Origin of the sequence: Mesorhizobium sp. M0029 (genome assembly GCF_040323735.1) — a bacterium.
GTDB lineage: Bacteria > Pseudomonadota > Alphaproteobacteria > Rhizobiales > Rhizobiaceae > Mesorhizobium.
In genome coordinates, this window is the sequence record NZ_JAMYVF010000019.1 from 1 (window position 1) to 13,980 (window position 13,980).

13 protein-coding genes are annotated in these 13,980 nt (G+C 62.9%); 4 read left to right on the plus strand and 9 right to left on the minus strand.

The features are described 5' to 3' along the window. Window positions 1-116 precede the first annotated feature (116 nt). A complete protein-coding gene (locus NKJ76_RS25555) occupies window positions 117-653 on the minus strand; it encodes a L,D-transpeptidase family protein (protein WP_352538701.1) in 537 nt (178 codons plus the stop codon). 145 nt (window positions 654-798) lie between these two features. Here NKJ76_RS25555 and NKJ76_RS25560 point away from each other — a divergent pair, with 145 nt between their 5' ends. Then, a complete protein-coding gene (locus NKJ76_RS25560) occupies window positions 799-1,482 on the plus strand; it encodes a response regulator transcription factor (protein WP_023670493.1) in 684 nt (227 codons plus the stop codon). A gap of 177 nt (window positions 1,483-1,659) precedes the next feature. Next, entirely contained in the window at window positions 1,660-2,115 is a 456-nt protein-coding gene (locus NKJ76_RS25565) for a cyclic nucleotide-binding domain-containing protein (RefSeq protein ID WP_023670494.1), read from the plus strand. A gap of 159 nt (window positions 2,116-2,274) precedes the next feature. Here the strand turns inward: NKJ76_RS25565 and xth are convergent, their stop codons facing one another. From xth to tesB, 6 genes are all read right to left on the minus strand, one after another. Then, a complete protein-coding gene (xth, locus tag NKJ76_RS25570) occupies window positions 2,275-3,081 on the minus strand; it encodes an exodeoxyribonuclease III (protein WP_023747366.1) in 807 nt (268 codons plus the stop codon). Window positions 3,082-3,275: 194 nt separating this feature from the next. After that, the gene (locus tag NKJ76_RS25575) at window positions 3,276-3,956 is read right to left on the minus strand and encodes an outer-membrane lipoprotein carrier protein LolA (protein WP_352538656.1); all 681 of its coding nucleotides are present in this window, start codon (window positions 3,954-3,956) and stop codon (window positions 3,276-3,278) included. Window positions 3,957-4,094: 138 nt separating this feature from the next. After that, complete coding sequence (locus tag NKJ76_RS25580) at window positions 4,095-6,764, minus strand: FtsK/SpoIIIE family DNA translocase (protein WP_352538657.1); 2,670 nt, start codon at window positions 6,762-6,764, stop codon at window positions 4,095-4,097. 345 nt (window positions 6,765-7,109) lie between these two features. After that, complete coding sequence (locus NKJ76_RS25585; RefSeq protein WP_023670498.1) at window positions 7,110-8,540, minus strand: ammonium transporter; 1,431 nt, start codon at window positions 8,538-8,540, stop codon at window positions 7,110-7,112. 31 nt (window positions 8,541-8,571) lie between these two features. Next, window positions 8,572-8,910, minus strand: a complete 339-nt coding sequence (locus NKJ76_RS25590) for a P-II family nitrogen regulator (protein ID WP_023670499.1) — start codon at window positions 8,908-8,910, stop codon at window positions 8,572-8,574. A 218-nt stretch (window positions 8,911-9,128) separates the two neighbouring features. Continuing rightward, window positions 9,129-10,004 (minus strand): acyl-CoA thioesterase II, encoded by an 876-nt coding sequence (gene tesB, locus NKJ76_RS25595; protein WP_023687727.1) that lies wholly within the window; start codon window positions 10,002-10,004, stop codon window positions 9,129-9,131. Window positions 10,005-10,116: 112 nt separating this feature from the next. Between tesB and NKJ76_RS25600 the strand changes: the two genes are divergently transcribed. Then, window positions 10,117-11,373, plus strand: a complete 1,257-nt coding sequence (locus NKJ76_RS25600; protein WP_352538658.1) for a ubiquinone biosynthesis hydroxylase — start codon at window positions 10,117-10,119, stop codon at window positions 11,371-11,373. Between the two features lie 22 nt (window positions 11,374-11,395). Here the strand turns inward: NKJ76_RS25600 and plsY are convergent, their stop codons facing one another. Together plsY and NKJ76_RS25610 are read right to left on the minus strand one after the other, a co-directional pair. Next, complete coding sequence (gene plsY, locus NKJ76_RS25605) at window positions 11,396-12,034, minus strand: glycerol-3-phosphate 1-O-acyltransferase PlsY (RefSeq protein WP_023670502.1); 639 nt, start codon at window positions 12,032-12,034, stop codon at window positions 11,396-11,398. A gap of 16 nt (window positions 12,035-12,050) precedes the next feature. After that, entirely contained in the window at window positions 12,051-12,581 is a 531-nt protein-coding gene (locus NKJ76_RS25610) for a hypothetical protein (protein WP_023698376.1), read from the minus strand. A 404-nt stretch (window positions 12,582-12,985) separates the two neighbouring features. On the opposite strand from NKJ76_RS25610, the gene NKJ76_RS25615 reads away from it, so the two are divergent. Next, entirely contained in the window at window positions 12,986-13,957 is a 972-nt protein-coding gene (locus tag NKJ76_RS25615; RefSeq protein WP_352538702.1) for a substrate-binding domain-containing protein, read from the plus strand. Window positions 13,958-13,980 lie beyond the last annotated feature (23 nt).

Genomic DNA, 13,980 nt, shown 5'->3' on the forward strand with positions numbered 1-13,980 from the left:
CCGTTGAGGTTGGCCCGTAGATTTGTTTAATTGAGAGCCCTACTCCCAACTCGCTTCTCGCTAGTCCCTACTCCCTACTCCCTACTCCCTACTCCCTACTCCCTACTCCCTACTCCCTACCTCACCACCCTCACCACGGTCCGGTCCGACACCAGCGGCAACAGCCGCGCCATTGTCCGCGCTGTCACCGCCACGCAGCCTTGCGTCGGTGTGAAGCCTGGGCGGGTCAGATGAAAGAAGATGGCGCTGCCGCGGCCGCGCCGGCGCGGCGCCATGTTCCAGTCGAGCACAAGGCAGGCGTCATAGAGGCGGTCGTCGCGCCGCATTCGCTCATGGCTGGCGCCATAGGGGATTTTCACCGGCCGGTTGTAGTTGCGGTCGTCCGGCACCTCGCACCAGCCGAGATCGGCGCCGATCGGCGCCATCGCCAGCCGGGTTTTGCGGCCGGCCGCGAAATGATCGCCCCGAAAATATCCTGACAAAATCCGCATTTCGCCAAGCGGCGTCGCACCGTCGCCTTCGCGCTTATTGGCCGAGATGCCGCCGCGTCCGAGCGCACAGGCAAACACCTTGCTGCCGGCTTGCAATATCCCCTGGCTGGGGTTGCCCGGCCTCGCCCGAACCACCAGCACACCCAGCCTTTTCGGCAAAATTGCGCCGGCTGCATTGCGATCGCGTTTTTTCTTGTATGATCGTGTCACGGAACAAATCACTGTGATCGGACTGTTGCGCCGGTCAGCTTCCGCATAAATGGGGGGCGGTCAACTGAAAATTCTTTTTAAAACAATGGATTGATCCATGACATCACGTACCATTCTGATCGTTGACGACGATGACGACCTGCGCGGAACCCTCGTCGAGCAACTGGCCCTTTACGAAGAATTCGACGTCTTGCAGGAAGCGACCGCCGCCAAAGGCGTCGCCGCGGCGCGCGGCGGGCTCATCGACCTGCTCATCATGGATGTCGGGCTGCCCGACATGGATGGCCGCGAGGCGGTGAAGATCCTGCGCAAGGGCGGCTACAAGGCGCCGATCATCATGCTGACCGGCCACGATACCGATTCCGACACAATTCTGGGCCTCGAGGCCGGCGCCAACGACTATGTCACCAAGCCGTTCCGCTTCGCCGTGCTGCTCGCCCGCATACGCGCACAACTGCGCCAGCACGAGCAGAGCGAGGACGCCACCTTTTCGGTCGGGCCCTACACGTTCAAGCCCAGCCAGAAGCTTCTGATCGACCAGCGCGGCGGCAAGGTGCGGCTGACCGAGAAGGAAGCCTCGATCATCAAATATCTCTATCGAGCCGACCAGAAGGTGGTGACGCGCGACGTCCTGCTCGAGGAAGTGTGGGGCTACAATTCCGGCGTCACCACGCACACGCTGGAAACTCACGTCTACCGGCTGCGCCAGAAGATCGAGCGCGATCCTTCCAATGCTGAAATTCTTGTGACAGAAAGCGGCGGCTACAAGCTGGTTCCTTAAACTTTTCATTGTTCAATAAGCGGTCGGGGCGGGACTGTTTCGGGGAGGATCCGGCTGGGGGAGCCTGGATCGGCCCGCTGCGCAGATTGAAGTGTTAGAGCGTCCTTTGCGCGTCCAATTGGACGCGCGGCGCTCTAAGGGAGGGATTGGACTGACCGTTCGGGGACGCAGCTAGAGATGGCGCTGGATGACGACATCCGCATCCTGTCCGCCGTGAAGCTCTTTGAGGGTTTCACGCAGGAACAACTGCGCCTGCTCGCTTTCGGCGCCGAAGCCACCCATCTGCAGGCCGACCGCAAGCTGTACCGCGAGGATGACGAAGCCGACTCAGCCTATATCGTGGTCAGTGGCCGCATCGTGCTCTACCGCGAGCATGACGGCGACCGCATCCCGATCGGCACCGCCGGCCCCGGCACGATCCTCAGCGAACTGGCGCTGATCGCCGACTCAAGACGGCTGACCAGCGCCTCGGCCGAGACCGATTCGGAAGTGATAAGGTTGAGCCGCAAGATGTTTCGCCGCATCCTGGAGGAATATCCCGAAGTGGCGGTGAAACTGCACCAGCGCATCCTCGATGATTTTCAGGCCATGATCGCCCGCATCGAGAAGTTGGCCCCAAGGTTTGGCGGGTAGGTCCCCGCGACCGCGCTGACGCTTGGGTGTGTCGAGATTCAGGTCAGGCCGAGTCGAAAATGGCTGATACCGAGAACCGGAGCGGGGCGTACTCAAAGTACGCACCGGAAGCGCAGGTATCGGCCATTGCAGGCCGGCCTCACCTGAATATCGGCACGCCTAATCCAGGTCGAACCGCGCAATCACCGGCACATGGTCCGAGGGCCGCTCCCAGCCACGCGCCTCTCGCAGGATCTCATAGCGGGCAAAGCTCGGCACCAGGTTCGGTGACGACCAGACATGGTCGAGCCGGCGGCCGCGGTTCGAGGCTTCCCAGTCCCGCGCGCGATAGCTCCACCAGGTGTAGAGCTTCTGCTCTGGCGGCACGTCGAGCCGCATCAGGTCGACCCAGTCGCCGGCGATCCGCATCGCGTCGAAATTTTGCGTCTCGACCGGCGTGTGGCTGACGACGTTGAGCAATTGCTTGTGCGACCAGACATCGTGCTCCTGCGGCGCGATGTTGAGGTCGCCGACCAGGATCGAAGCCGACACCTCGTCATGCGCGGCGTGGATGGCGTTCATCTCGGCAACGAAATCGAGCTTGTGGCGGAACTTGCGGTTGATCTCCGGATCGGGCTCGTCGCCGCCGGCCGGCACGTAGAAATTGTGGACCAGGATTGCCTTGCCGCCGGCCTGCACCTTGACCGACAGATGCCGGCTGTCATCGATCTCGCAGAAGCGCCGTTTCTCGACAATCTCGATCGGCCGCCGCGCCACCGTCGCAACGCCGTGATAGCCCTTCTGGCCATGGAATGCGATGTGCTCGTAGCCGGCCTTGCGGAACGCCTTTTCCGGAAACAGCTCGTCGGGAACCTTCGTCTCCTGCAGGCAAAGCACATCGGGCGCCTGCTCCGTCAGCAGCCGCTCGACGATCGGCATGCGCAGGCGCACGGAATTGATGTTCCAGGTGGCGATGGAGAAGGGCATGCGGCGATCCGAACAAGGTCGCCGATCTACTGCCAGCCGAGCGCCACAAACACAAGCCAGCCTTTGCGGGCGGCGGCCCTGATTCAGGTCAGGCCGAGTCGAAAATGGTGGTCTCCGACGGAGCGGAGCGTACTTACACCACGTGAGCGCCGGAAGCGCAGGAGATCGCCATTTGCAGGCCGGCCTGACCGGATCTAGCGGTGGTTGGTGTTCAGCTCGCGGTTCGCCGTATAGTCGATGGCGAACGTATCCGCAGGGAAGCTGACGCCTTCCTTGGTGTTGTAGATCATCACCGTGGTGTCCTTGCCCTGCGCGTCGGTGATGGTCCACTGGCGCAGATCATAGGATTTCGGATCGAACATCATGGTGATCTTCGAATTGCCGAACACCGACTTGTCGGCAAGCTGGATGGTGGTGAGGTCGCTCTCTTCCTTGATCGATTTGACGCGGCCGCCCGAGAGGTCGATCTTGGTGTCGAGCAACAGCTTCAGCGGTGTCTTCGACAACGGATAGAGATCGGACGTTTTCAGCCGCTTGTTGAGGATGACCACCGACTTGCCGTCGGAAATCACCCGGAAATTCGACTTGCCGTCATAGTTGAAGCGAATCTTGCCTGGCCGCTCAAGGAAGAACTTGCCGCCGGTCTGCTGGTTGTTGGGGCCGAACTGGACGAACTCGCCGCTCATCGATTTGACCGAGGAGAAATGGTCGGCGATCTTTTGCGCCGTCGGCGGCACCGCCGCCTGCGCCGAGGCCAAGAGCTGGAACCCCGGCACGACGTTGATGGCCGCGGCGCCGGCAAGCATCAGGCCAAGGCCGAGCAACTGGCGACGGGTTGGAGCGAAATCGCTGATCGCGGAAAGATCGTTTTTCATGCCGGTCACTCTCGTGTGGTGTGTGTCTCGTTGCAGTCCGTGGACCCCCAGTTAGACTTAAGTTTGGCGGGCCGGACAGCGCTCAGTCGCTGTAACGCGCCAAAAGGTTCAAGGTTGCCGCCGGGCCGTATCGGCTGATCAGAACTTGTCGTCCTCGGTCGGCACCAGGATTTCGCGTTTGCCGGCATGGTTGGCCGGGCCGACAATGCCTTCCTTCTCCATCTTCTCGATGATCGAGGCGGCGCGGTTGTAGCCGATGCCGAGCCGGCGCTGGATATAGCTGGTCGACGCCTTGCCGTCGCGCAGCACGACCGAGACCGCCTGGTCGTAGGGATCGTCGGAATCCTCGAAATTGCTGTTGCCGCCACCGCCAGCGCCGCCCTTGCCCGACGGCTCGTCATCGTCCTCGCCGTCATCCTCGGTGATGGCGTCGAGATATTCGGGCACGCCCTGCAGCTTCAGATGGGCGACGATCTTCTCGACCTCGTCGTCGGCGACGAACGGGCCGTGCACGCGCTGGATGCGGCCGCCGCCGGCCATGTACAGCATGTCGCCCATGCCGAGCAGCTGCTCGGCGCCCTGCTCGCCCAGAATGGTGCGGCTGTCGATCTTCGACGTCACCTGGAAGGAGATACGGGTCGGGAAATTGGCCTTGATGGTGCCGGTGATGACGTCGACCGACGGACGCTGCGTCGCCATGATGACATGGATGCCGGCCGCGCGCGCCATTTGTGCCAGGCGCTGCACGGCGCCTTCGATGTCCTTGCCGGCGACCATCATCAAATCGGCCATTTCGTCGATGATGACGACGATGTAGGGCATCGGCTCGAGATCGAGGTTCTCGGTCTCGTAGATCGCCTCGCCGGTCTGGCGGTCGAAGCCGGTCTGCACGGTGCGCGAGATTTTTTCGCCCTTCTTTTCAGCCAACTGCACGCGCGCGTTGAAGCCGTCGATGTTGCGCACGCCGACCTTGGACATCTTGCGGTAGCGGTCCTCCATCTCGCGCACGGTCCATTTCAACGCCACCACCGCCTTCTTCGGGTCGGTGACCACCGGCGTCAGCAGGTGCGGGATGCCGTCATAGACGGAGAGTTCGAGCATCTTCGGGTCGATCATGATCAGCCGGCAGTCCTGCGGCGTCAGCTTGTAGAGCAGCGACAGGATCATGGTGTTGATGGCGACGGACTTGCCGGAGCCGGTGGTGCCGGCGACCAGCACATGCGGCATCTTGGCGATGTCGACGATCACCGCCTCACCATTGATGGTCTTGCCCAGCGCCAGCGCCAGCTTGGACTTGGTCGTCTCGAAATCGCGGCTGGCCAGGATCTCCCGGAGATAGACGGTCTCGCGCTTGGTATTCGGCAATTCGATGCCGATGGCGTTGCGGCCGGGCACCACGGCGACGCGGCAGGCAATGGCGCTCATCGAGCGGGCGATGTCGTCGGACAGGCCGATGACGCGCGACGATTTGATGCCGGGCGCCGGCTCCAACTCATAGAGCGTGACCACCGGGCCGGGCCGTACCGCGATAATCTCGCCCTTGACGCCGAAATCCTCCAGAACGCCTTCGAGCAGGCGCGCATTCTGCTCCAGCGCGTCCTTGGACAGGCTGGCGTCGCGCACCACGTTCTTCGGCTCCGACAGGAAATGCAGCGACGGCATTTCGAATGTTTCCGAGCCGATCAGCGAGGTCTGCGCCTCGCGCTGGAAGCGCGCGCCCGGAGCGGGACGCGGCGCAGGTGCGGCGACGCGGGTCGCTGCATCGGAGCGGAAGTTCTGCACCTTGGCGTTCGTCGCGGCACGGCGCTGGACCGGCTCGTCGTCGAGTTCGACCTCCTCGTCGCCATTGTCGAAACCGGCATCGAGGACGTCGTCATCGTCCGGATCGACGGAAACGCTGCGGTCATTGACCATGGCGGCGAAGAACTCCGGCTCGACGCGGGCGCGGCCATCCGGGCTCATCCGCGCTTCGGCGAATTCCGCCGATTCGACCCGTTCGGCGGCGCGGCGCCATGCGGTGGAGCGCTGCTCCATCTCCGGCTCGAACTCGTCGCGCTCCTGCTGGCGGCGCACAGCCCGGCGATGCATCCAGGCGCGGAAAGACAGCCACCAATGGGTAATGGCGCCGAGCGCCAGTATCCCTTCGTCGCCCTCGTCGTCGTCTTCGTCGAAGAGCAGGTCGTCCTCTCGGGGATCGGGCTCCGCGGTGCGCTCCATGACGGCAAAGCCGTTCTTGCGCGCAATCAGCGCCGAGCCATAGGCAAACAGCCACAGCGCCGGCGCAATGAGCACCATGGCAATGATGCTGGCAACGATGCCAGTCGGGTAGCCGCCAATGACCAGGCCCGGAACATTGAGCACCATGTCCCCGAGCACGCCACCGAGGCCGGTCGGCAACGGCCACGTCTTGGGCGGCACCACGCAGCCGGCCATCGCCGCCGCGAGCAGCGCGAAGCCGAACCAGGCAACGCCGCGCTTCGGCAGCCTATCGACGCCGCGCGCCGAAAACAGGAGAAAGCCCCAGATCACCGCCGGCACCAGGGCGGCGACCGCGGCAAGGCCGAAGAACTGCATGGCGAGGTCGGAGAATACCGCGCCCGCATAGCCCATGGCGTTGGTGACGATGTTGTCGGTGGCGTGCGAGAAGCTGGGATCGGCGACCTTCCAGGTCGCCAGCGCCGCGACGCCAAAGGCGACCAGCGCAAACAGGCCGGCGCCGACCAGCCGCCCGACCTGGCGCCGCGCGAATGCCTGGATGCCGTGCCCCGTATCGGTCAGCGCGAGCGGTGCTGAAGCCCCTGAACGCATGCTTCGTTCCCCGTCTGTCATGGACTGGCCGGGCGCATGACGCACTCCGGCAGATTCGGATGTCAGACTATCGGGGGGAAGGTTAAGGCCGCATTAACTATACGCACCCAGAGCCACGATCTTGCTCACTCCACTGTAGGCAGTCTCACCGGTTCGGAACCAATCCGGTCGACGTCTCCCCGCCGGCGGCCATCACTAGAACGTGATTGCGCAGGGATCGAGGCCTGCCAGCACGGTTGCCAAAAAGAGAGACCCGGAATGACCCGGGCCTCAAAGCGTGAACTCCTTTCGGGAGCGTCACGACGGGATGGGAGAATGCGGGCGGCCGAGGCCGCCCCGCAAGGCTTACGAGTGGTAGGCCGCTTCGCCATGCGAAGTCAGGTCGAGGCCTTCGCGCTCGGCGTCGGCTGTCGGACGCAGACCGATGATCAAGTCGACGACCTTGTAGAGGATTGCGCTGCCGATGCCCGACCACAGCAGGGTTACCAGGACGCCTTTGCCCTGTGCCAGGAGCTGCGTGGCCGTGCCGGCATAGCCGGCGGCGAAGTCGGCCGTCGAATAGTCGACGATGCCGGCGCCGCCGAGGGCGGGATTGACCAGAATGCCAGTGCCTAGCGCACCGATGATGCCACCGACGCAGTGGACGCCGAAGACATCGAGGCTGTCATCATAGTCGAACGTGTTCTTCACCACCGAGACGAAGAAGTAGCAGACGAAGGTGGCGACGATGCCAAGCACGATAGCGCCCATCGGGCCGGCAAAACCTGCAGCCGGCGTAATCGCGACGAGGCCGGTGACGGCGCCCGAAACCGCGCCGAGCATGGAGGCTTTGCCGCGCAGCAGCGATTCAAGCACGATCCAGGCCACCGCCGCCGCCGCCGTGGCGACGAAGGTGTTGATCATGGCCAGCACCGCATAGGCGTTCGCTTCGAGGTTCGAACCGGCGTTGAAGCCGAACCAGCCGACCCACAGCAATGAAGCGCCGACCATGGTCAGCGTCATCGAGTGCGGCGCCATGATGTCCTTCTTGTAGCCGATGCGCTTGCCGATCATCAGCGCGCCGACGAGACCGGCAATGCCCGCATTGATGTGAACGACCGTGCCGCCGGCGAAGTCGATGGCGCCGAAGCTGAAGATCAGGCCGGACGGGTCGGCATAGGCGCTCGGGCCGCCCCAGAACCAGACCATGTGCGCGATCGGGAAGTAGATTAACGTCACCCATAGGATAACGAAAAGGATCAAGGCGGAGAATTTGACGCGTTCGGCGAATGCGCCGACGATCAGGGCGGGCGTGATGCAGGCGAAGGTCATCTGGAAGACGACGAACACCAGTTCAGGAATGGCGACGCCCTTGCTGAAGGTTTCCGAAAGCGTCGATACGTTGACGCCGGAGAGAAACATCTTCGAAAGGCCGCCGACGAAGGCGTTGCCCGGGGTGAAGGCGAGGCTGTAGCCGTAGAAGACCCAGATGATCATGACCACGCTGGTGATGGTGAAGACCTGCATCAGCACCGACAGCATGTTCTTGGTACGAACCAGGCCGCCGTAGAAAAGCGCAAGGCCGGGAATGGTCATCAACAGCACCAGCACGGTGGAAATCATCATCCACGTGGTGTCGCCCTTGTCGACGGTAAAAGCCGGCGCTGCTGGCGCTGCCGCCGCGACGGCGGGAGCCGCCTCCTGCGCGAAGGCAGCAACCGTGCCCAATGCTCCGAGCGCTAAGGAGCCCAGCAGCGCGGAGCGCGCCACTGACTTCAAGGTGGAAGGTATATTCATTGAACTCTCCATTGGAATACGTGTTCGCCGCTCAAAGTGCGTCGGTGTCTGTTTCGCCGGTACGGATGCGCACCGCCTGATCGATGCCGAAGACGAAGATCTTGCCGTCGCCGATCTGGCCGGTCTTGGCCGCCGCCGTGATGGCTTCGACGGCCTTGTCGACCAGGTCTGTGCTAACCGCGACTTCGATCTTGATTTTCGGCAGGAAACTGACCGCGTATTCCGCCCCGCGATAGATTTCCGTATGTCCCTTCTGACGCCCGTAGCCTTTGACTTCGGTGACGGTCAGGCCCTGGATGCCGACGGCGGTGAGCGCTTCGCGCACCTCGTCGAGCTTGAACGGCTTGATGATTGCCATCACGATTTTCATAAGGTTTCACCCTTTGCTGTTGCGGTCCCCCGCGTTTGCACACCTTCACCGATCCCAAAAAGCCCGGAGAGTGCCCAACAGGATTCAAGCTCCGTGCCAGTTGCCGAAGCAGGGTGTTAACTCATTGTAAATAAACGGATCGGTCGAGTCCCGGCGGCACGGTGCGCACTGTCAACGGACAGTCACTGATTAAAAAGTAGGCAATTTTTCGAAAATGCCTATTCGGCAGGCGGCCGCTTCAGCCGGATCAGGCCTTCCTGGGCAACCGAGGCGATCAGCGTGCCGTCGCGGGCAAACAGCGAGCCGCGGGTGAAGCCGCGCGACCCCTGCGTCGACGGGCTGTCCTGCGTGTACAGGATCCAATCATCGAGCGGATGGCTGCGATGGAACCACATCGCATGGTCGAGGCTCGCCGCCTGGATGTCGCGGTCGAAAATGGCGCGGCCGTGCGCAAAGGTCGAGGTGTCGAGCAGCGTCATGTCGGAGAGGTAGGCAAGCACCGCCGCCTGGATGCCGCGGTCGGCCGGCACCGGGCCGGTGGTGCGGATCCAGATGTTCTGCTGCGGCTCCAGCTTTTCGCGGCTGGTGTAATGCTTCAGCATCACCGGCTTCATCTCGATCGGCCGGTCACGCTCCCAGTAGCGCTTGATGCCGTCCGGCACCGCCTCGCCGAACTTGCCCAGCAATTCGCGCTGCGACAACAGGCTGTCGGGCGGCGGCACGTCGCGCGGCATCGGCAGCTGATGCTCAAGGCCAACCTCGTCCTGCTGGAACGAGGCTTCCAGCGAAAAGATCGCCTGGCCGTGCTGGATCGCCACCACGCGCCGCGTGGTGAACGAGCCGCCATCGCGGATGCGGTCGACCTCGTAGACGATCGGCACCTTGGTGTCGCCGGGCCGCATGAAATAGCCGTGCAGCGAATGGACGTGGCGCTCGGGCTCGACGGTGCGCTGCGCGGCGACCAGCGCCTGGGCGATGGTCTGGCCGCCGAAAACGCGCTGCCAGTCGAGCTTGGGGCTGCGACCACGGTACAGATTGTGTTCCAGCTGCTCGAGGTCGAGAATGCTGAGAAGCTCGTCCATGGCCGCCGTCATGCTTCGTGACCTCGCCGTAAGATGCTATGGCGGTTTCCGACAGGAATAGCGGGCAGTCAAGGCCGGAATGCCCCAGTGGGCGGGGATGGTCGAGACTTCGAAAGGAATTGACATGGCGAACCGCAACACGGACGCAAAAACCCCGCTCGACGTGCTGGTCGCTGGCGCCGGCTATGTCGGCCTCGCCGCCGCCGTGTCGCTGAAACAGGCGCGGCCGAACCTGGCTGTCGCCGTCGTCGATGCCGCGCCCCCCGGCGTCTGGCAGAAGGACGGCCGCGCCTCGGCGATCGCCGCCGCCGCCTGCCGCATGCTCGACCAGCTCGGCGTCTGGCAGGAAATCGTCGGGCAATCGCAGGCGATCACCGAGATGATCGTCACCGATTCGCGCACCGCCGATCCGGTGCGTCCGGTGTTTCTCACCTTCGATGGCGAGGTCGCGCCGGGCGAACCGTTCGCCCACATGGTCGCCAACAAGGACCTGAACGGCGCCTTGCGCCGCCGCGCGCAAAAGCTCGGCATCGACATCATCGAAGGTGTCGCGGTCGCATCGTTCGACGGCAATGGCGCCGGCATCACCGTGCATCTGGCCGACGGCGCGGCGATTAAGGCGCGGCTGCTGGTCGCCGCCGACGGCGTCAATTCCAAATTGCGCGACATGGCCGGAATCAAGACGGTGAAATGGGAATATGGCCAGTCCGGCATCGTCTGCACGGTGGCGCATGAGCGCCCGCACAATGGCCGCGCCGAAGAGCATTTTCTGCCGGCCGGCCCGTTTGCAACGCTGCCGCTCAAGCCCACCGAGGACGGCACCAACCGTTCGTCGCTGGTCTGGGTCGAACGTTCCGAGGATGCCGAAAAGCTGGTCTCGGGCGACGACCTCGTCTTCGAGCAGGAGCTTGAGTTGCGCTTCGGCCTGAAGCTCGGCGAAATCCGCGTCACCGACAAGCCGCGCGCCTGGCCGCTCGGCCTGACCATCGCGCGCGCCTTTGTCGCCCCGCGCATCGCGCTTGCCGGCGACGCCGCGCACGGCATCCACCCGATCGCCGGCCAGGGCCTCAATCTCGGCTTCAAGGATGTGGCGGCCCTTGCCGAAGTGGTGGTCGAGGCCGATCGCTTGGGACAGGATATCGGCGCGCTCGACGTGCTCGAGCGCTACCAGCAATGGCGCCGCTTCGACACGGTGCAGATGGGCGTCACCACAGATGTGCTGAACCGGCTGTTTTCCAACGACATCGGCCCGCTGCGCCAGCTCCGCGACATAGGCCTCGGCCTTGTCGAACGGATGCCCAGGCTGAAGGAGTTCTTCATCCGCCAGGCGTCGGGGTTGTCCAACGGCACACCACGGCTGCTCAAGGGTGAGGCGATTTAGGCCGGGAATGAGTGCCGCTTTGTCATAGACGCGGCTCGGCTCCTGACATCAGCCGCGCAATGTTGGCGCGGTGGCGCACGATCACGTAGATGCCGCCGGCGATGACCAGCAACCGGTAGGGCAATGGTTGTTCCATGCCGCCGACGAGGGCGATCGCGGTGAGCGCCGCCAGCATCGAACTCAGGGACACAATTCGGGAAACTGCCAACACCACGGCAAATGCCGTCGCCGCGCCTAGACCCACAGGCCAGGACATCGCCAACAAAACACCCAACCCCGTCGCAGCCGATTTGCCGCCGGTGAAATTCAGCCAGATCGAACGGCTATGCCCAAGCAAAACAGCGAGTCCGGCCAGGCATACAACCCAAGGAGCCCAAACGGGCATATCAGATATTGCCGACGGCGGCGTTGCGGAAGACCAGAAACAAAACCAACGGGCAAAGATGACCGCTGCCGCCCCTTTCAGCACGTCCACCAGAAGCACCACCAATGCTGGCCATTTCCCGAGTGTGCGCAATACATTTGTCGCACCGGTGGACTTGGAGCCGTGCTCCCGGATATCGATGCCCTTAAGCAGTTTCCCCGCCAGATAGCCGGCAGGCGTAGAGCCGATAAGGTAAGCGGCAGCCGATCCTACCACGCTCGCTATCCAGAATGACATGCGCCCGGGCTGTTTCTCAGTTGACCTCAAACCCCAGCTTCTGCCGCAGTCGCAGCATGCGTTGGTCGGCGACCTTGAAACTCTGCTCGCCGCTCTTGGCAACACGATCCAGCATCTGCAGCAGGTCTTCGCGCTCATGCGGATCGAGGCGCTCGCGCAGGAAGGGCGCCAGCTTGTCGATGACGATCGTCGTGTCGTCGATCTGCGCCGCGGCCCATTTGGCGTAGACGACGGCTTCATCGGTCTTCTTCTGGTTGTCCGCAATCTGCGAGATCACCTCGCGGATAACCGTTTCGCGCTTCGGCAGGATCGGACCATGCTCCGCCGCGATTGCCATGATCAGTGTTGCTGCCGCCACCACCGGATCGTCGATCGCCGTCAGCGGCGACAGCGCCGCCTGCTTGCGCAGCTTCTTGCGCCTTATGTTGCCCTGGACGCGGCCGACGACGTCGGCGACCTCGCGCGCGGCTTCGTTCATGGCCTTCATGCGATACCACCAGAACGCCCCGGCTCCCAGCACGCCGAGAATAGCAATCAGGAAAGGCATGTCGAATTCCCCCGAAAATTGCGGCGACGATAGGAGAACTCCGGCGTTGCTTCAACACGCAAGAATTGTATCTGATGAGAAAACAGAGCTGGCCCCCTAATCATCCAGACGCCGAGATCGGACGTCCTGGGTTCAGGTCGCTCGTCACGGGCATCTGATGGTGCAACCGCTTGGCGGATAACGCCGACTTCGCATCCACCCCACCCCATCTGCAAGATATTTCACATACTGATATTTCGTTCGTCATCATTGACATGCCACAAATCCCGCCGTATTCAATCTCGCCAGAGATTTCATCTTATGAAATTTCTTGCAAAGCTGATGCGACGAGGCTTTCATCGTCGGGGAACCCGGAGGAGAGAATGAACAGGATTGGGCTGGTGGGCGCGCTGAGCGCCGCTGTGATGACGTTGACCCTGGCGATGCCGGCGTCGGCAGAGAGCAAGTTTCAGTGCAAGCCGGATGAGACCTACGTGATGAACGTCATGGTCTCCGCGCATCCCTATTGGGTGCCGGTCTATCAGGGCTTCAAGCAGGCGGCTGCGGCGATGGGCTGCAAGACAGTGTTTTCGGGCACGCCGGACTATGACATCGCCAAGCAGATCGCTTCCTTCGAACAGGATCTGATCAAGAAGCCGGCCGGCGTGCTGCTGCACCCGATGCAGGCCGATCCGTTCATCGAGCCGATCAACCGCGCCATCGAGAACGGCACCACCGTCGTCACCTTCGCCGCCGACTCGCCAAAATCCAAGCGCGTCTCCTACATCACCTCGGACAATCTGGCGGAAGCCAAGTTTGCCGCCGAGGAGATCGTCAAGCAGGTCGGCGACGACGCCGAATATGGCGTGCTTGAGAACCCCGGCCAGAGCAACCACGATCTGCGCGTCACCGCCTTCATCGAGTATCTCGCCAAGAACTATCCGAAGATGAAGCTGGTCGGACGCCAGGCCTCCAACCAGGACGCCAATGTCGCCAACAAGGCGGTGGCTTCGATGCTGCAGGCCAACCCGAACCTCAAGGCACTGTGGATTCCTGAAGCCGGCTCGGCTGAAGGCGCGGTCGCGGCCGTTCTCGAAGCCAAGGCCAAGGTGCTGATCATGCATGCCGACATCACCCCGGCGACGCTGGAGCAGATCAAGGCCGGCAACATCCACATGGCGCTGAGCCCGAACCAGGGCATGCAGGGCTATCTCGGCTTCATCGCCACCTTCATGGCGGCGCATCCGGAGCTGATCGACCCGTTCAACGACTACAAGACGTCGGGCCACAACCCGATGAGCATCCCCTTCGCCGATAACGGCTTTGCCGTCATCACCAAGGAGAATGCCGACTCGTTCGACCTGAACAAGTACATGCAGGGCCGCGATCCCAGCTGATCCGACCATTGGGCAGCCGCGCC